This is a genomic window from Pseudomonas sp. LAIL14HWK12:I10 (genome assembly GCF_900184205.1).
Classification (GTDB): domain Bacteria; phylum Pseudomonadota; class Gammaproteobacteria; order Pseudomonadales; family Pseudomonadaceae; genus Aquipseudomonas; species Aquipseudomonas kermanshahensis.
Genome location: NZ_FXWU01000004.1, coordinates 267,532 through 284,181, shown reverse-complemented (window position 1 = coordinate 284,181; position 16,650 = coordinate 267,532). Strand labels below are relative to the sequence as shown.

At 64.8% G+C, this 16,650-nt stretch carries 14 protein-coding genes; 9 read left to right on the top strand and 5 right to left on the bottom strand.

Annotated features, from left to right (window positions below):
• Window positions 1-209 precede the first annotated feature (209 nt).
• A complete protein-coding gene (locus QOS90_RS11460) occupies window positions 210-1,316 on the top strand; it encodes an NADH:flavin oxidoreductase/NADH oxidase (protein WP_027595735.1) in 1,107 nt (368 codons plus the stop codon).
• Between the two features lie 303 nt (window positions 1,317-1,619).
• On the opposite strand, the gene QOS90_RS11455 is transcribed toward QOS90_RS11460, so the two are convergent.
• The 5 genes from QOS90_RS11455 to ydcS all read right to left on the bottom strand — a co-directional run bounded on the left by QOS90_RS11455 (window position 1,620) and on the right by ydcS (window position 7,116).
• Window positions 1,620-3,044, bottom strand: a complete 1,425-nt coding sequence (locus QOS90_RS11455) for a gamma-aminobutyraldehyde dehydrogenase (RefSeq protein WP_085272723.1) — start codon at window positions 3,042-3,044, stop codon at window positions 1,620-1,622.
• Window positions 3,045-3,061: 17 nt separating this feature from the next.
• On the bottom strand, window positions 3,062-3,868 hold the full coding sequence (locus QOS90_RS11450; protein ID WP_027595737.1) for an ABC transporter permease: 807 nt from the start codon (window positions 3,866-3,868) through the stop codon (window positions 3,062-3,064).
• Entirely contained in the window at window positions 3,858-4,790 is a 933-nt protein-coding gene (locus QOS90_RS11445; protein ID WP_027595738.1) for an ABC transporter permease, read from the bottom strand. The genes QOS90_RS11450 and QOS90_RS11445 overlap by 11 nt, the downstream gene beginning before the upstream one ends.
• Before the next feature lies 1 nt (window position 4,791).
• The gene (locus tag QOS90_RS11440; protein ID WP_085272724.1) at window positions 4,792-5,832 is read right to left on the bottom strand and encodes an ABC transporter ATP-binding protein; all 1,041 of its coding nucleotides are present in this window, start codon (window positions 5,830-5,832) and stop codon (window positions 4,792-4,794) included.
• 132 nt (window positions 5,833-5,964) lie between these two features.
• On the bottom strand, window positions 5,965-7,116 hold the full coding sequence (gene ydcS / locus QOS90_RS11435; RefSeq protein WP_027595740.1) for a putative ABC transporter substrate-binding protein YdcS: 1,152 nt from the start codon (window positions 7,114-7,116) through the stop codon (window positions 5,965-5,967).
• Between the two features lie 217 nt (window positions 7,117-7,333).
• On the opposite strand from ydcS, the gene QOS90_RS11430 reads away from it, so the two are divergent.
• From QOS90_RS11430 to wspR, 8 genes are all read left to right on the top strand, one after another.
• Window positions 7,334-8,032 (top strand): tellurite resistance TerB family protein, encoded by a 699-nt coding sequence (locus QOS90_RS11430; RefSeq protein ID WP_085272725.1) that lies wholly within the window; start codon window positions 7,334-7,336, stop codon window positions 8,030-8,032.
• Between the two features lie 128 nt (window positions 8,033-8,160).
• Window positions 8,161-9,783, top strand: a complete 1,623-nt coding sequence (locus QOS90_RS11425) for a methyl-accepting chemotaxis protein (protein WP_027595742.1) — start codon at window positions 8,161-8,163, stop codon at window positions 9,781-9,783.
• Between the two features lie 5 nt (window positions 9,784-9,788).
• Entirely contained in the window at window positions 9,789-10,307 is a 519-nt protein-coding gene (locus tag QOS90_RS11420) for a chemotaxis protein CheW (protein ID WP_027595743.1), read from the top strand.
• Window positions 10,304-11,578, top strand: coding sequence for a CheR family methyltransferase (locus QOS90_RS11415; protein ID WP_085272726.1), 1,275 nt, complete (start codon window positions 10,304-10,306; stop codon window positions 11,576-11,578). The genes QOS90_RS11420 and QOS90_RS11415 overlap by 4 nt, the downstream gene beginning before the upstream one ends.
• Window positions 11,575-12,240: a chemotaxis protein CheW gene (locus QOS90_RS11410; protein WP_085272727.1), complete on the top strand. Its 666-nt coding sequence runs from the start codon at window positions 11,575-11,577 to the stop codon at window positions 12,238-12,240. Before QOS90_RS11415 ends, QOS90_RS11410 begins: the two co-directional genes overlap by 4 nt.
• Window positions 12,237-14,540, top strand: a complete 2,304-nt coding sequence (locus QOS90_RS11405) for a hybrid sensor histidine kinase/response regulator (protein ID WP_085272728.1) — start codon at window positions 12,237-12,239, stop codon at window positions 14,538-14,540. Before QOS90_RS11410 ends, QOS90_RS11405 begins: the two co-directional genes overlap by 4 nt.
• On the top strand, window positions 14,537-15,550 hold the full coding sequence (gene wspF / locus QOS90_RS11400; protein ID WP_027595747.1) for a Wsp signal transduction system protein-glutamate methylesterase WspF: 1,014 nt from the start codon (window positions 14,537-14,539) through the stop codon (window positions 15,548-15,550). The genes QOS90_RS11405 and wspF overlap by 4 nt, the downstream gene beginning before the upstream one ends.
• Before the next feature lie 51 nt (window positions 15,551-15,601).
• Entirely contained in the window at window positions 15,602-16,606 is a 1,005-nt protein-coding gene (wspR, locus tag QOS90_RS11395) for a Wsp signal transduction system regulator diguanylate cyclase WspR (protein WP_085272729.1), read from the top strand.
• Window positions 16,607-16,650: the final 44 nt, after the last annotated feature.

Below are 16,650 nucleotides of genomic sequence, written 5' to 3'. Positions count from 1 at the left end.
CCGAAACAGGTGTAGGAGCAGCCTTGTGCTGCGAAGCGCCGCGCGGGCGGCGCTCGATTTCACAGGTACCATCACCCTCAAGCCAACCCCCAGGGAACCTCCCCCCCACCCATTCTGGTCTAGTCTGAAGTTATGACCGGACCTGGGCCAGGGACGTGCAATTGAGTGTCCGGGCCGGATCACCATTGGAGTCCTTGGGAGGTGCCCTCATGAGCCTGCTGCTCGAGCCTTACACCCTGCGTCAGCTGACATTGCCCAACCGCATCGCGGTCTCGCCGATGTGCCAGTATTCCGCTGTCGATGGCTTGGCCAACGACTGGCATCTTGTCCATTTAGGTAGCCGCGCCGTCGGTGGCGCTGGGCTGGTGATCACTGAAGCCGTGGCGGTTACCGCCGATGGCCGCATTACCGCCGAAGACCTTGGCCTGTGGGACGACGTCCAGATCGCGCCGCTGCAACGCATTACCCGCTTCATTACCGCCCAGGGTGCTGTGCCGGGCATCCAACTGGCCCACGCCGGGCGCAAGGCAAGTACTTACCGCCCATGGTTGGGCAAGCAAGGCAGCGTCAAACTGGAAGAGGGCGGCTGGCAACCGGTGGGCCCGTCGAAGATCGCTTTCGACCCGCAACACACACCGCCACACGAGCTGACCCCGGACGAGATCCAGGGCGTGATCGCGGCCTTCGTCGCCTCGACCGAACGCGCCTTGAATGCCGGATTCAAGGTGGTCGAAATCCATGCCGCCCATGGCTACCTGTTGCACCAGTTCCTCTCGCCCCTGAGCAACCAGCGCCTCGATGACTATGGCAGTAGTTTCGAAAACCGTATCCGCCTGACCCTGCAGGTGGTCGAGGCGGTACGCAATGTCTGGCCTGCCGAGTTGCCGCTGTTGGTGCGGGTATCGGCAACCGATTGGGTCGAGGACGGTTGGAACCCGGATGAAACCGTCGAACTGGCCCGTCGCCTGAGAGTGTTGGGCGTCGACCTAATCGATGTTTCATCCGGCGGCACGTCGGTCAACGCCGAGATCCCGACCGGCCCCGGTTACCAGACCCGCTTCGCCGAGCGCGTGCGCAAAGAGTCGGAAATCGCCACCGGCACAGTGGGCATGATCACCGAACCGGCCCAGGCCGAGCACATCCTGCGTACCGGCCAGGCCGACGTCATCTTCCTGGCCCGCGAACTGCTGCGCGACCCTTACTGGCCGCTGCATGCCGACGATGACCTGGGCGGCAACAAGGCCACCTGGCCGGCGCAGTATCAACGGGCTACCAGCCGGGCTAACCCGATTCATGAGTCGGATTTGCGGGATTAGACTGAGTGGTTTGCGGGTGTCTGGCTTAGGGTGTGAGGGGGTGCTGACATCGAGCGCCGCCCGCGCGGCGCTTCGCAGCACAAGGCTGCTCCTACATTTGTTTCGGGCCAGTCACGCCTGTGCCTGCGCGCGCGACCACCTTGTTTGTACGTCTCGATATCAAGGCGGGCGCCAAGGAGCCGCGCGCCCATGGCTCAGGGATAATTGGCCCGAAACAAATGTAGGAGCAGCCTTGTGCTGCGAAGCGCCGCGCGGGCGGCGCTCGATCTCGAAGGCGCTACAAATCTACTGACAAGCCCCAACTCAATGCTTGATCATCACATGCCGCACACAGGTGTAGTCCTCCAGCCCATACACCGACATATCCTTCCCATACCCCGAATGCTTCTGCCCGCCATGGGGCATTTCGCTGACCAGCATGAAGTGGGTGTTCACCCAGGTGCAGCCGTACTGCAAGCGCGCCGCCAGGCGATGCGCGCGGCCGGTGTCGCGGGTCCACACCGATGACGCCAGGCCGTAGTTGGAATCGTTGGCCCACGCCAGTGCCTGCGCCTCGTCGGTGAAGCGGGTTACCGAGACCACTGGGCCAAATACTTCGTTGCGCACGATCTCGTCATCCTGCAGAGCATCGGCCAGTACGGTTGGCTCGAAGAAGAAGCCGTCGCCTTCAATCGCCTTGCCACCGGTCACCAGTCGAATGTGCGGTTGCGCGATAGCCCGCTCCACAAGGCCTGCGACCTTGTCGCGATGCTGGGCACTGATCAGTGGCCCCAGTTCGGTGTCCTCGGCGTCCTGCAGGCCGGGCTTGAGGCTGGCCACCGCTTCGCCCAGGCGTTGCACGAATGGCTCGTAGATGCCGTCCTGCACATACAGGCGGCAAGCCGCGGTGCAGTCCTGGCCGGCGTTGTAGAAGCCGAACGTGCGGATACCCTCGATGGCGGCGTCGATGTCGGCATCGTCGAACACCAGCACCGGCGCTTTGCCGCCCAGCTCCATGTGCATGCGCTTCACACTGTCGGCAGTGGCGCTGATGATGTGCGCGCCGGTGGGGATCGAACCGGTCAGCGACACCATGCGCACGTTCGGGTGGGTGACCAGCGGCGTGCCGACGGTTTGGCCACGGCCGAAGAGAATATTGAGCACGCCAGGTGGCAGCAGCCCTTGCGCCAGCTCGCCCAGGCGCAGTGCGGTGAGCGGCGTCAGTTCGGACGGTTTGATCACTACGGTGTTGCCGGCTGCCAGGGCCGGCGCGACTTTCCAGGCCAGCATCATCAGCGGGTAGTTCCACGGCGCGATCGAGGCGACCACGCCCAGTGGGTCGCGGCGGATCATCGAGGTGTGCCCTGGCAAGTACTCGCCGGCCGCCGAGCCGCCCAGGCAGCGCGCCGCCCCGGCGAAAAAGCGGAACACGTCGGCAATCGCCGGGATTTCGTCATTCAGCGCAGCACTGAAGGGCTTGCCGCAGTTCTGCGATTCGAGCCGGGCCAGTTCCTCGCCATGCTGCTCGATGGTATCGGCCAGCGCCAGCAATGCCAGGGAGCGGTCCTTGGGGCTGGCTTGTGACCAGCCCTCGAAGGCCTGGTCGGCGGCACGCACGGCGCTGTCGACCTGCGCTTCGCTGGCTTCGTTGATTTGCGCCAGTGCGCTGCCCGAGGCGGGGTTGAGCACGGTCCAGGCCGGCCCCTCGCCGGCGACCAGGTGGCCGTTGATCAGCATCTGCGTTTGCATGGAAGACTCCTCCAGGGTCATTTGCCACTGCCCGCGACGCTTTCGCCGCCGCGGGTCAGGTAATAGGCGCCGAGGATCGGCAGCATGGTCACCAGCATCACCAGCATGGCGACCACATTGGTCACGGGCACGTCGCGCGGGCGGCTGAGCTGGTTGAGCAACCAGATCGGCAGCGTGCGTTCGTGCCCTGCGGTAAAGGTGGTCACGATGATTTCGTCGAACGACAAAGCGAAGGCCAGCATGCCTCCCGCCAGCAGCGCCGAGCCGAGGTTGGGCAGGATGATGTAGCGGAAGGTCTGCCAGCCATCCGCGCCCAGGTCCATCGAGGCTTCGATCAGGCTTTGCGAGGTCCGCCGCAGGCGGGCGATGACGTTGTTGTAGACGATCACCACGCAGAAGGTCGCGTGGCCGACCACGATGGTGAACAGGCCCGGCTCGATGCCCAGGCTCTTGAACGCGGAGAGCAGGGCGATACCGGTGATGATGCCGGGCAGGGCAATCGGCAAAATCAGCATCAGCGAGATGCCCTCCTTGCCAAAAAAGCTGCGCCGGTACAGCGCCGCCGAGGCCAGGGTGCCGAGCACCAGGGCAATCAGTGTGGCCAGGCAGGCAACCTGCAGCGACAGCTTGATGGCTTCGAGCACATCCGGGCGAGCGAAGGCCACGCTGAACCACTTCAGGGTGAAGCCCTGGGGCGGGAAGCTGAACGCCGCATCTTCGGTGTTGAAGGCGTAGAGGACGATGATCAGGATCGGGAAGTGCAGGAACAGCAACCCGCCCCAGGCCGCCAGGCGCAAGCCGGTTGATGCGTTTTCAGAGTGCATCGAATGCCCCCAGGCGCTTGACGATGGACAAGTAGACCGCGATCAGCACGATAGGCACCAAGGTAAACGCGGCGGCCATTGGCATGTTGCCGATCGCCCCTTGTTGGGCATAGACCATGCTGCCGATGAAGTACCCAGGCGGGCCGATCAGCTGCGGCACGATGAAGTCGCCCAGGGTCAGGGAGAAGGTAAAGATCGACCCCGCGGCAATGCCCGGGATCGACAGCGGCAAAATCACCTGCCAGAAGGTTTGCCTGGGCCTGGCCCCCAGGTCCGCCGAAGCTTGCAGCAAGGACGGCGGCAGGCGCTCCAGCGAGGCCTGAATCGGCAGGATCATGAACGGCAACCAGATGTACACGAACACCATGAAGCGCCCCAGGTGCGAGGTCGACAGGGTGCTGCCGCCAACGCCAGGCACTGTCAGCACCGCCTGCAGCAGGCCATCCAGGTGCAGCACCTGGACGAACCACTGGGCCACGCCGCCTTTGGCCAGCAGCAAGGTCCAGGCGTAAGTCTTGACGATGTAGCTGGCCCACATCGGCATCATCACCGCGATGTAGAAAAATGCCTTGGTCTTGCCGCTGGTGTAGCGCGCCATGTAGTAGGCGATCGGGAAGGCCAGCAACGCGCTGGCCAGCGAGACTGCCACTGCCATGCCCAAGGTGCGCAGGATGATGTCGAAGTTCGACGGGTTGAACAGCGCCGCGAAATTGCCCAGGGTCAGGTCCGGGGTCACCGCCATGGTGAAGTCGTCGAAGGTATAGAACCCCTGCCACAGCAGGTTCAGCAACGAGCCCAGGTAGATGGCCCCGAACCAGGTCAGTGGTGGGATCAACAGCAGCATCAGGTAGAGGTTGGGGCGCCGGTACAACAGGTTTGAGAACCTGCGCAGCGGGCTTGGGTTGACGCGCGGGGCGTTCATCTCAGCGGCCCTCGTCGAGCACGGTTTCCTGCAGCGCCGTCATCGCTTCACGGGGCCAGCGCGCCAGTACCCGCTGGCCGGCCTGCCAGGTGGGCGGCTGTGCCTGCCAGCGGTCGTTGGCCTGGCTTACTGTCAGCAGCTGGCCGCTGTCCAACTGCAGCTCGAAGCGGGTCGCGCTGCCTTGATACTGCACGTCGTGCAACAGGCCACTGACTTGCACTTCATGGCTGGCAGCGGCCTGTTCGCCCATGCGGATATGCTCGGGGCGGATGGAAAACGGCGCGGGGCTGCCATTGAGCTGCTCGGCCAACGCGCCGCGCACCACGTTCGAGGTGCCGACGAACTCGGCGACGAAGGTAGTGGCCGGCTTCATGTACAGGTTGCGCGGGGTGTCGACCTGTTCGATGCGCCCGCGGTTGAACACCGCGACCCGGTCGGACATCGACAGCGCTTCGGTCTGGTCGTGGGTGACGAAGATGAAGGTGATCCCCAGCTGGCGCTGGAGTTTTTTCAGTTCGCCCTGCATCTGCTCGCGCAGCTTCAGGTCCAGTGCACCCAGCGGTTCGTCGAGCAACAGCACCCGTGGGCGGTTGACCAGCGCGCGGGCGAGGGCGACGCGCTGGCGCTGGCCGCCGGACAGCTGCGCCGGTTTGCGCGCACCGTAACCGGCCAGCGCCACCATCGCCAAGGCCTCTTCAGCGCGGGCGTGGCGCTCGGCCTTGGCCACGCCTTTGACCTTGAGGCCGTAGGCGATGTTGTCGCGCACGTTCATGTGCGGGAACAGTGCGTAGTCCTGGAACACGGTGTTGACGTCGCGTTGGTAGGGCGGCACGCCTGCAGCTTCGACGCCATGGATGCGGATCGAGCCAGTGTTGGGTTGTTCGAAGCCTGCGATCAGGCGCAGGCAGGTGGTCTTGCCCGAGCCGGAAGGGCCGAGCATGGAAAAGAACTCGCCATCTTCGATGTCGATGCTGACCTGGTCGACGGCCTTGACCTCGCCGAAGGTGCGTGAAACGTGGGTGAACTGGACGGCTAGGGGCATGGGCGGTACTCAGCTGTGCTTGTAGTGCCTGCACCGGCCCTTTCGCGGGGCAAGCCCGCAGGGACCATAGCGACGCTGCCCTTGTGGGAGCGGGCTCGTCCCGCGAAGGGGCCGGTGCAGGCTCATTCGACCTTAGCGTCCACCCATGATCGCAATATAATCCTGCGTCCACCGGCTGTACGGCACGAACTTGCCCCCCTGTGCCTGCGGGGTCTTCCAGAAGGCAATCTTGTCGAAGTTGTCGAAGCCATTGGTCTTGCACCCTTCGGCGCCCAGCAGTTCGCTGCCGGTGCAAGCCGCAGGCACTGCCGGCAACGAGCCGAACCAGGCAGCCACATCACCTTGCACCTTCGGTTGCAGCGACCAGTCCATCCATTTGTAGGCACAGTTGGGGTGTTTGGCCTCGCTGTGCAGCATGGTGGTGTCGGCCCAGCCCGTGGCGCCTTCTTTCGGAATGGTCGAGGCCACCGGCTGGTTCTCGGCTTTCAGGCCGTTGACCATGTAGCCCCAGGAGCTGGACGCGGCCACACCTTCGTTCTTCACATCGCTCATCTGCACCGTGGCGTCATGCCAGTAGCGGTGAATCAACGGCTGCTGCTGGCGCAACAGTTCGAGCACCGCTTTGTACTGGGTCTCGTTCAGTTCGTAGGGGTCCTGGATGCCCAGTTCCGGCTTGGCCGACTTCAGGTACAGCGCCGCATCGGCGATGTAGATCGGCCCGTCGTAGGCTTGCACGCGGCCTTTGTTCGGCTTGCCGTCGGGCAGGTTTTGCGGTTCGAAGACCACGCCCCAGCTGGTCGGTGGCTGCTTGAATACCGTGGTGCTGTAAAGCAGCACGTTCGGCCCCCATTGGTACGGGGTGCCGTAGGCTTGCTTATCGACCACGTACCAGCCGCCGTTTTGCAGGCGCGGGTCGATGTTTTTCCAGTTGGGGATCAGCGCGGTGTTGATCGGCTGTACCCGCTTGCCTGCGATCAGCCGCAGCGACGCGTCGCCCGAGGCGGTGACCAGGTCGTAGCCACCCTTGGTCATCAGGCTGACCATTTCGTCCGAGGTGGCGGCGGTCTTGACGCTGACCTTGCAGCCGGTTTCCTTTTCAAAGCCGGTGACCCAATCGTAGGCCTTGTCGCTTTCACCGCGCTCGATGTAGCCGGGCCAGGCGACGATATCCAGGCGCCCTTCGCCGGCTCCCAGGGCTTTGAGCGGTTCGGCGGCCTGCAGGCTGGCGCTGGCGAGCAACGCGCCCGTCATGGCGCCGAGCAATGCGGTCTTGTGCGCTGACATGGTGTTCCCTCTTCTTGGAGATCTGGGTCGGGGCAGTCATCAAGCAAGCAGTGGAGCGATTGTTATAAGCGTAGTGCGATTGCGCGAGGTATTGGCGATATCGAGTCTAGTTGGCTTTTTGCTGGCCAATGCAACATCCGGAAGCAAATCCCCCCGTGGCGATCGCGTGGGCAAGGCTTAATCTGGCCATTCTTTTGCGACGTCTGGAGGCACCTGAATGAACACCCGCGGACTGCTCGACCAACTGCTCAAGTCCGGCCAGCAACTGCTCGAAAAACAGGCCGGAAAAGGCGGCTCAGGCAAGCCCGGCACCAGCGCCGGCGGCCTTGGCGGCCTGCTCTCCGGCGTGGGTGGTGGCGCGTTGGGGGCAGGGGCGCTGGGCCTGTTGCTGGGGAGCAAGAAGGCCCGCAAATATGGCGGCAAAGCCCTGACCTACGGTGGCCTGGCTGCGCTCGGGGTGCTGGCCTACAAGGCCTACGGCAATTGGCAGGCGCGCCAGCCGGGGGCAGGGCAGGCGCCCGAGCCGCAAACCCTCGACCGCCTGCCACCGGCCCAGGCCGAGCAGCACAGCCAGGCGGTGCTGCGCGCCCTGGTGGCAGCGGCCAAGTCCGATGGCCATATCGATGAGCGCGAGCGCGCCTTGATCGAAGGCGAGTTCACCCGCCTGGACACGGACCGCGAACTGCAACATTGGCTGCACGACGAGCTGAACAAACCGCTGGACCCGGCCGAAGTGGCGCGTGCTGCGCAAACACCGGAAATGGCCGCCGAGATGTACCTGGCCAGTGTGATGATGGTCGATCAGGAAAACTTCATGGAGCGCGCCTACCTGGACGAACTCGCCCGGCAGCTGCGCCTGGACCCGGCATTGCGCCAGGAACTGGAGAGCCAGGTGCGGCTCGCCGCAGGCCAATAGCAGGCGACTTGGCTTGTCCATCAGGCAAGGATGCCTGAATACCCCGCATTTCAGCCGCAAAAGCGTAGGACGCCTGGGCTATACTTCGGCGATTTTTCCCGCTCGTTGTGAATTCCTGAGGGCTGAATGTGAAAAACTGGACCTTGCGCCAACGGATCCTGGCAAGTTTCGCCGTGATCATCGCCATCATGCTGCTGATGATCGTAGCCGCCTACTCGCGGCTGGTGGCGATCGAAAGTGCCGAGGAGGCAGTGGGGACCGACAGCATCCCCGGGGTCTACTACAGCTCGATGATCCGCAGTGCCTGGGTCGACAGCTACGTCACCAGCCAGCAACTGGTAGGCCTGTCCAACCACCGCGAAATCACCTCGGCGGACCTGGAACTGTTCAAGAGCTTCGAGGACCGCCTCAAGCAACACATGGCCAGCTACCAGACCACCATCAAGGACAGCGACGACCAGGCCCGCTTCGACAGCTTCGTGCAGCTGGAACAGAACTACCTCAAGATCGTCGGCCAGGTGCTGGACACCTACCGTCAGCACAACTATGCCGAAGCCGAACGGCTTATCATCGAGGTACTCACCCCCACATGGGTTGATGGTCGCAAGCACCTGAACGAAGTCATCGAGAACAACCGAGCCTCGGCCGACGCTGCCACTCAAGATATCGTCAGCGCCGTGAGCACGGCCAAGGGCAGCATGATGGTTTCGCTGCTGCTGGCAATCGTTGCCGCCGGGATCTGCGGGTTGCTGCTGATGCGCGCCATCAGCGCCCCCATGCAGCGCATCGTCCACGCCCTCGACAGGCTGCGTTCGGGTGACCTGAGCATGCGCCTGAGCCTGGACCGCAAGGACGAGTTCGGCGCCATTGAAAGCGGCTTCAACGAAATGGCCGAAGCGCTGGCCAACCTGGTATCCCAGGCCCAGCGGTCATCGGTGCAGGTGACCACCTCGGTGACCGAGATCGCCGCCACGTCCAAGCAGCAGCAGGCCACTGCCACCGAGACCGCCGCGACCACCACCGAAATCGGCGCCACCTCGCGGGAAATCGCCGCCACCTCGCGTGACTTGGTACGCACCATGACCGAGGTCACCTCTGCCGCCGATCAGGCCTCCAGCCTGGCCGGCTCCGGCCAACAAGGCTTGGCCCGCATGGAAGAAACCATGCACCAGGTGATGGGCGCCGCCGACCTGGTCAATGCCAAGCTCGGCATCCTCAACGAAAAGGCCAGCAACATCACCCAGATGGTGGTGACCATCGTCAAGGTGGCCGACCAGACCAACCTGTTGTCGCTCAATGCCGCCATCGAAGCGGAAAAAGCCGGCGAGTATGGCCGTGGCTTTGCTGTGGTGGCGACCGAGGTACGCCGCCTGGCTGACCAGACGGCGGTGGCCACCTACGACATCGAGCAGATGGTGCGCGAAATCCAGTCGGCGGTGTCGGCCGGGGTCATGGGCATGGACAAGTTCTCTGAAGAAGTGCGCCGTGGCATGTTCGAGGTGCAGCAAGTAGGCGAGCAGCTCAGCCAGATCATCCATCAGGTGCAGGCCTTGGCGCCGCGTGTGCTGATGGTCAACGAGGGCATGCAGGCCCAGGCCACCGGCGCCGAGCAGATCAACCAGGCGTTGGCCCAGCTGAGCGATGCCAGTACCCAGACGGTCGAGTCGCTGCGCCAGGCCAGTTTTGCCATTGACGAGCTCAGCCAGGTGGCAGCAGGCCTGCGTGGCGGCGTGTCGCGCTTCAAAGTCTGACGACCATGAACGACCTGCAACCCCGCGCAGCGCAGGCAAGCGACGCCAAGGGCGCGTTGTACCTACAGTTTCGCATCGCTGACCAGCGTTTTGCCCTGGACGTGCACGAGGTGATCGAGGTGCTGCCGCGTCGGCCGCTCAAGCCGATTGCCCAAGCGCCGTCGTGGGTCGCGGGCATCCTTGCGCACCGCGGCGCACTGGTGCCGGTGGTCGACCTGTCGGCACTGAGCTTTGGCCAGGCGGCGGCGCAACGCACCAGCACGCGGCTGGTGCTGGTGCGTTACCGGGGCGACTTGCAGCTTGGGCTGATCCTTGAACAGGCCACCGAGACCTTGCGTTGCCGCCCCGAAGAATTCCAGCCGTATGGCCTGGACAATGGCGACGCACCGTACCTCGGGCCTGTGCGCCAGGATGCCCAGGGCCTGGTGCAGCGCATCGCCGTCGATGACCTGCTGACTGATGCCGTGCGCGAGCTGTTGTTCGCCGATGAACGCGGGGCCCCTGCGCCAGGAATGCCGACATGATTGAACAGCGTTTCTTCCGCTATTTGCACGAGCGCATCGGCCTGGACGTGGAGTCGGTAGGCGCGCCGATGGTCGAGCGTGCCTTGCGCCAGCGCTGCAGTGCCGTGAACGCCGTGGACCTGGACGACTACTGGCTGCGCCTGCAGCAGTCGGCGGACGAGCAACAGGCCCTGATCGAGGCGGTCATCGTCCCTGAGACCTGGTTTTTCCGTTACCCGGAATCCTTCACGGCCCTGGTGGGGCTTGCCCACAAGCGCCTGGCAGAACTGGCCGGCGCCCGCCCGGTGCGGCTGCTCAGCCTGCCGTGCTCGACCGGCGAAGAACCTTATTCACTGGCCATGGCGCTGCTTGATGGTGGCATGGGCCCTGGCACGTTCGTGATCGATGGCATCGACATCAGCCCCATTTCGGTGGCCAAGGGTGAGCAGGCCGTTTATGGCCGCAATGCGTTTCGCGGCAGCGACCTGGGGTTTCGCGAGCGCTTTTTCGATGCGCTCGGTGACGGCCATCGCCTGCATGATCGCGTGCGCCAGCAAGTCAGCCTGCAAGTGGGTAATGTGCTGGACCCGGCCCTGGCCAGCCGCGATGGCCTGTACGACTTCGTGTTCTGTCGCAATCTGTTGATTTATTTCGACGTGGCCACCCAGCAGCGCGTGTTCGAGGTGCTCAAGCGCCTGACTCATCCGCAGGGTGTGCTGTTTATCGGGCCTGCCGAAGGCAGCTTGCTGGCGCGGCTGGGCATGCGCCCGCTGGGTATCGCTCAATCGTTCGCCTACGTGCGTCAGGAGGGCGCCGTGGCACCGGCCCGCGCACTACCCGCGCCCCCAGGCAAGCGCGCGCTGCCGCCTTTGCCCCTGCCCGTGTACCCGCCGCCGACGCCGTCATTGGCGCGGCCGTTGCGAGCGCTTCCGTTCACTGCCAAGGCGCCACTGCCGGCAGAACGCAAAGGCGAGAACGAAGCCGAACTGCTGGCTAGCATTGCCCGGCATGCCAACGCGGGCGCCAGTGCGCAGGCGCGTGCCGCCTGCCAGCGCTACTTGAGCCAGTTCGCGCCGACGGCGCAGGTTTACTACTGGCTGGGCTTGCTCAGTGATACCGAAGGCGACGCCGGCCAGGCGCTTACCCACTATCGCAAGGCCCTGTACCTGGAGCCGCAGCACCCCGAAGCCTTGGTGCACCTGGCGGCCTTGCTCGCGGCCCAGGGCGACCTGGCAGGCGCTCAGCGTTTGCAGGCGCGTGCTGCACGGGCGGGACGGGAGCCTGAACGATGAGGGGTGAATCCGCGATGCAACTGCTTGCGCAGGCCGACGAGCGCATCGACGACTGCTGGAACCGCATCGGCGTGCACGGTGACAAACAGTGCCCGCTGCTGGAGCGGCATATTCATTGCCGCAACTGTGACGTGTATGCCGCGGCCGCCACGCGCCTGCTCGACCGTTATGCCCTGCTGCAGGATGACCACGCCGCAGTTGCGCCAGCAGCCGAGGAATCGGTTGGCCGCTCCATGCTGCTGTTCAGGCTCGGCGAAGAATGGCTGGCCTTGGCGACCGCCTGCCTGGCTGAAATCGCCCCCTTGCAGGCGGTGCATTCGCTGCCGCACCAGCGTTCCCGAATGCTGCAGGGCGTCGCCAACGTGCGCGGTGCCTTGGTGCCGTGCCTGTCGCTGGCGGACTTGCTGGGTGTGCAGCCGGCTGCTGGGCAGCAACGCAGCGGCCGCGAGATGCCGCGCATGCTGATCCTGGCTGCCGAAGGGGGGCCAGTGGTGATGGCGGTCGAGGAAATCGACGGCATTCACCGGCTTGACCCGACGCTGCTGGGCAGTGGCCAGGACGTTACCCACTTCACCGCGGCGGTGCTGCAGTGGCGCGGCCGCAGTGTGCGGGTGCTGGACGATCAACACTTACTGTCTGCGGTGCAGCGGAGCCTGTCATGACCCCAGAGCAAATGCGCGACGCATCGTTGCTCGAGCTGTTCAGCCTGGAAGCCGAGGCGCAGACCCAGGTGCTCAGCGCCGGCTTGATGGCGCTGGAACGCAACCCCACCCAGGCCGACCAGTTGGAGGCCTGCATGCGCGCGGCCCACTCCCTGAAAGGGGCCGCACGTATTGTCGGGGTCGATGCCGGCGTGAGCGTGGCTCACGTGATGGAAGACTGCCTGGTGGCGGCGCAGGAAGGCCGCTTGCGGCTGAGCGCCGAGCATATCGATGCGCTGCTGCAGGGGACCGACCTGTTGATGCGCATCGCCACGCCGGGCGACGCGGGCGCCCAAGCGACACTGCCGGTGTTCCTCGCGCAGATGGCCAGCTTGCTGGACCCGGGCGCGGCACCGGCGTCGCTGCCAATGGCGATGGCCATGCCGTCGCCGACAGCGCCCGTGCCAACCCTGCCTGTCGAGCCCTTGGCGATGGCCCCCGAGCCCATGGACGTGGACGTCGAGCTTGAGCCCGCGCCGCGGCGCAAGGCCGGAAAACGCGCCGGCGAAGGCGCTGAGCGGGTGCTGCGGGTCACGGCCGACCGCCTCAACAGCTTGCTCGACCTGTCCAGCAAGTCGCTGGTCGAGACCCAGCGGCTCAAGCCTTACCTGGCCACCCTTCAGCGCCTCAAGCGCATGCATGGCCAAGGCATGCAGGCACTCGATGGTTTGCGCATGCAACTGGAGGACAGTGGCCAGAGCAGCGAGGTGCTCGAAGCCCTGGCCCAGACTCAGCGCTTGTTGGTCGAGACCCAGCAGATTCTGCAGCAGCAGGCCGCCGACCTCGACGAGTTCGGCTGGCAGGCCAGCCAGCGTGCGCAATTGCTCTATGACACGGCGCTGGCCTGCCGGATGCGGCCCTTTGCCGACGTTCTGGCCGGGCAGAGCCGCATGGTCCGTGACCTTGGCCGGTCTCTGGGCAAGCCGGTGCGCTTGGTGATCGAAGGTGAAAAGACCCAGGTCGACCGCGATGTGCTGGAAAAGCTCGAAGCCCCGCTGACCCACCTGCTGCGTAATGCGGTCGACCATGGCATCGAACTGCCAGAGCGGCGCCTGCTGGCAGGCAAGGTGCAGGAGGGCGTGATTCGCCTGCGTGCCTCGCACCAGGCCGGCATGCTCAGCCTCGAGCTGATTGACGATGGCGCCGGCATCGACCTGGAGCGCCTGCGCAGCGCCATCGTCGAACGGGCCATGTCGCCGGCCGACACCGTGGCGCGGATGAGCGAGGCCGAGCTGATCACGTTCCTGTTCCTGCCCGGCTTCAGCCTGCGCGACAAGGTGACCGAGGTGTCGGGGCGCGGGGTTGGCCTGGACGCCGTGCAACACATGATCCGCGAGCTGCGCGGGTCGATCGAGTTGACCCAGCTGGCCGGACAGGGCTGCCGCTTCCACCTGCAGGTGCCGCTGACGCTGTCGGTGGTGCGCAGCTTGGTGGTGGAAGTGGGCGGCGAAGCGTATGCGTTCCCGCTCGCGCACATCGAACGCACGCTGGAGGTGACGGCCGAGCAGATCGTGCAGATCGAAGGGCGTCAGCATTTTTGGCATGAAGGGCGGCACATCGGCCTGGTGGCGGCCAGCCAGTTGCTCAATCGCCCGGCAGGGCAGGCCGATGAAAGCAGCCTGCGGGTGGTGGTGATTCGAGAGCGCGAGCAACTCTACGGGGTAGCCGTGGAACGCTTGATCGGGGAGCGGGTGCTGGTGGTGATGCCCCTCGATCCGCGCCTGGGCAAGGTCCAGGACATCTCCTCCGGGGCGTTGCTCGACGATGGCTCGGTGGTGCTGATCGTCGACGTCGAAGACCTGCTGCGTTCGGTGGAAAAACTGCTCAGTACCGGCAGCCTGGAGCGCATCGAGCGGGGCAACAGTGGCACCCGCGGCCTGGCGCGCAAGCGCATTCTGGTGGTCGACGACTCGCTCACCGTGCGCGAACTGCAGCGCAAGCTCTTGGGTAACCGCGGTTACGAAGTGGCCGTGGCGGTGGATGGCATGGACGGCTGGAATGCCCTGCGCGGCGAAGACTTCGACTTGCTGATCACCGACATCGACATGCCGCGCATGGATGGCATCGAGCTGGTCACCCTGGTGCGCCGGGACCAGCGCCTGCAATCGCTGCCGGTGATGGTGGTGTCGTACAAGGACCGTGAGGAAGACCGGCGGCGTGGTCTGGACGCTGGCGCCGACTACTATTTGGCAAAGGCCAGTTTCCACGACGATGCGTTGCTGGATGCTGTGGTGGAGCTGATTGGAGGTGCTCAGGGATGAAGATCGCCATCGTCAACGATATGCCCATGGCGGTGGAGGCGTTGCGCCGGGCGCTGGCCTTCGAGCCCGCGCACCAGGTGATCTGGGTGGCGGGCAACGGCGCCGAGGCGGTGCAGCGGTGCGCCGAGCAGCAGCCAGACCTGATCCTCATGGACTTGATCATGCCGGTGATGGATGGGGTAGAGGCGACGCGGCGGATCATGGCCGAAACCCCCTGCGCCATCGTCATCGTCACGGTCGACCGCAAGCAGAACGTGCACCGGGTGTTCGAGGCCATGGGCCATGGCGCGCTGGATGTGGTCGATACACCGGCCTTGGGCGCGGGCGATGCCCGTGAGGCGGCGGCGCCACTGCTGCGCAAGATCCTCAACATCGGCTGGCTGATAGGCCAGCAGCGCACGCCGGCCGCGCGCCCGGTTGCCACGCCATTGCGCGAGGCATCCCAGCGTCGTGGCTTGGTGGCAATCGGTTCGTCGGCCGGCGGCCCGGCCGCCCTTGAGGTGCTGCTCAAGGGTTTGCCGCCGGCATTTCCGGCGGCCATCGTGCTGGTCCAGCACGTCGATCAGGTATTCGCCGCAGGCATGGCCGAATGGCTCAGCAGCGCTGCCGGCCTGCCGGTGCGCCTGGCCCGTGAGGGCGAACCGCCGCAGCCGGGGCAAGTCCTGCTGGCGGGCACCAACCACCATATCCGCCTGCTGCAAAATGGTCAGCTGGCCTACACTGCCGAACCCGTCAACGAAATCTACCGGCCTTCGATCGATGTGTTCTTCGAGAGCGTGGCACGCTACTGGAGCGGCGATGCGGTGGGTGTGCTGCTCACCGGCATGGGCCGCGACGGTGCCCAGGGCCTCAAACAGATGCGCCAGCAGGGCTTCCTGACCATCGCCCAGGATCAGGCCAGCAGTGCCGTATACGGCATGCCCAAGGCCGCCGCGGCGATTGACGCGGCGGTGGAAATCCGCCCGCTGGAGCGAATCGCCGGGCGATTGATGGAATTCTTTGCAAAATGACGATATGTAATGAATCACGCCGCCTGGTCGGCGGTGATCAGGTGAATAGGCATGAATGATCTACCGATCGAAGGTTTCGCGACCACCAACGAGAACTCGGCGATGGTGCTGTTGGTCGACGATCAGGCAATGATCGGCGAGGCGGTGCGTCGTGGCCTGGCCCATGAAGACAACATCGACTTCCATTTCTGCGCCGACCCGCACCAGGCGGTGTCCCAGGCCATGCGCATCAAACCGACGGTGATCCTGCAGGACCTGATCATGCCGGGCCTGGATGGGCTGACGCTGGTGCGTGAGTACCGCAACAACCCGGCTACCCAGGATATCCCGATCATCGTCCTGTCGACCAAGGAAGACCCGCTGGTGAAGAGCGCGGCGTTTGCTGCGGGGGCCAACGACTACCTGGTCAAGTTGCCGGACAACATCGAACTGGTGGCGCGCATTCGCTACCACTCGCGTTCCTACCTGACGTTGCTCCAGCGTGACGAGGCGTACCGCGCCCTGCGGGTCAGCCAGCAGCAGTTGCTCGATTCCAACCTGATGCTGCAGCGGTTGATGAACTCCGATGGCCTGACCGGGCTGTCCAACCGGCGGCACTTCGACGAATACCTGGAGCTGGAATGGCGCCGGGCTATGCGTGAGCAGCAGCAGTTGTCGTTGTTGATGATCGATGTCGACTACTTCAAGGCCTACAACGACAGTTTCGGGCATTTGGCGGGTGATGAGGCGTTGCGCCAAGTGGCTGAAGCGATTCGCGGCTCGTGCTCGCGGCCGACCGATCTGCCGGCGCGTTATGGGGGCGAGGAGTTTGCCTTGGTGTTGCCCAATACATCCCCAGGCGGGGCGCGGCTGATTGCCGAGAAACTGCGCCAGACGGTGTTGGCGCTGGGCATTCCGCACACGGCGCCAGCGGCGGATTCGCGGTTGACGGTGAGCATTGGCCTGGCGACCCAGACACCGGCGGTGGGCGGGCATTGCCGGCAGTTGATTTCGGCGGCGGACAAGGGGCTGTACCTGGCGAAGAATGGGGGGCGTAACCAGGTGGGTATCGCTTGAGGTTGCGGCTGCGGCGTAGTGCTTCGTAGTGCCGGGTGCAGGGT

Excerpts from the sequence above, each read along its gene's own strand:
- QOS90_RS11410 (WP_085272727.1), top strand. The coding sequence starts at position 11,575 with ATGAGGGGTGAATCCGCGATGCAACTGCTTGCGCAGGCCGACGAGCGC.
- QOS90_RS11430 (WP_085272725.1), top strand. The coding sequence starts at position 7,334 with ATGAACACCCGCGGACTGCTCGACCAACTGCTCAAGTCCGGCCAGCAA.
- QOS90_RS11450 (WP_027595737.1), bottom strand. The coding sequence starts at position 3,868 with ATGCACTCTGAAAACGCATCAACCGGCTTGCGCCTGGCGGCCTGGGGC.
- QOS90_RS11455 (WP_085272723.1), bottom strand. The coding sequence starts at position 3,044 with ATGCAAACGCAGATGCTGATCAACGGCCACCTGGTCGCCGGCGAGGGG.
- QOS90_RS11460 (WP_027595735.1), top strand. The coding sequence starts at position 210 with ATGAGCCTGCTGCTCGAGCCTTACACCCTGCGTCAGCTGACATTGCCC.
- wspR (WP_085272729.1), top strand. The coding sequence starts at position 15,602 with ATGAATGATCTACCGATCGAAGGTTTCGCGACCACCAACGAGAACTCG.
- QOS90_RS11405 (WP_085272728.1), top strand. The coding sequence starts at position 12,237 with ATGACCCCAGAGCAAATGCGCGACGCATCGTTGCTCGAGCTGTTCAGC.
- QOS90_RS11440 (WP_085272724.1), bottom strand. The coding sequence starts at position 5,832 with ATGCCCCTAGCCGTCCAGTTCACCCACGTTTCACGCACCTTCGGCGAG.
- QOS90_RS11420 (WP_027595743.1), top strand. The coding sequence starts at position 9,789 with ATGAACGACCTGCAACCCCGCGCAGCGCAGGCAAGCGACGCCAAGGGC.
- QOS90_RS11445 (WP_027595738.1), bottom strand. The coding sequence starts at position 4,790 with ATGAACGCCCCGCGCGTCAACCCAAGCCCGCTGCGCAGGTTCTCAAAC.
- wspF (WP_027595747.1), top strand. The coding sequence starts at position 14,537 with ATGAAGATCGCCATCGTCAACGATATGCCCATGGCGGTGGAGGCGTTG.
- QOS90_RS11415 (WP_085272726.1), top strand. The coding sequence starts at position 10,304 with ATGATTGAACAGCGTTTCTTCCGCTATTTGCACGAGCGCATCGGCCTG.
- ydcS (WP_027595740.1), bottom strand. The coding sequence starts at position 7,116 with ATGTCAGCGCACAAGACCGCATTGCTCGGCGCCATGACGGGCGCGTTG.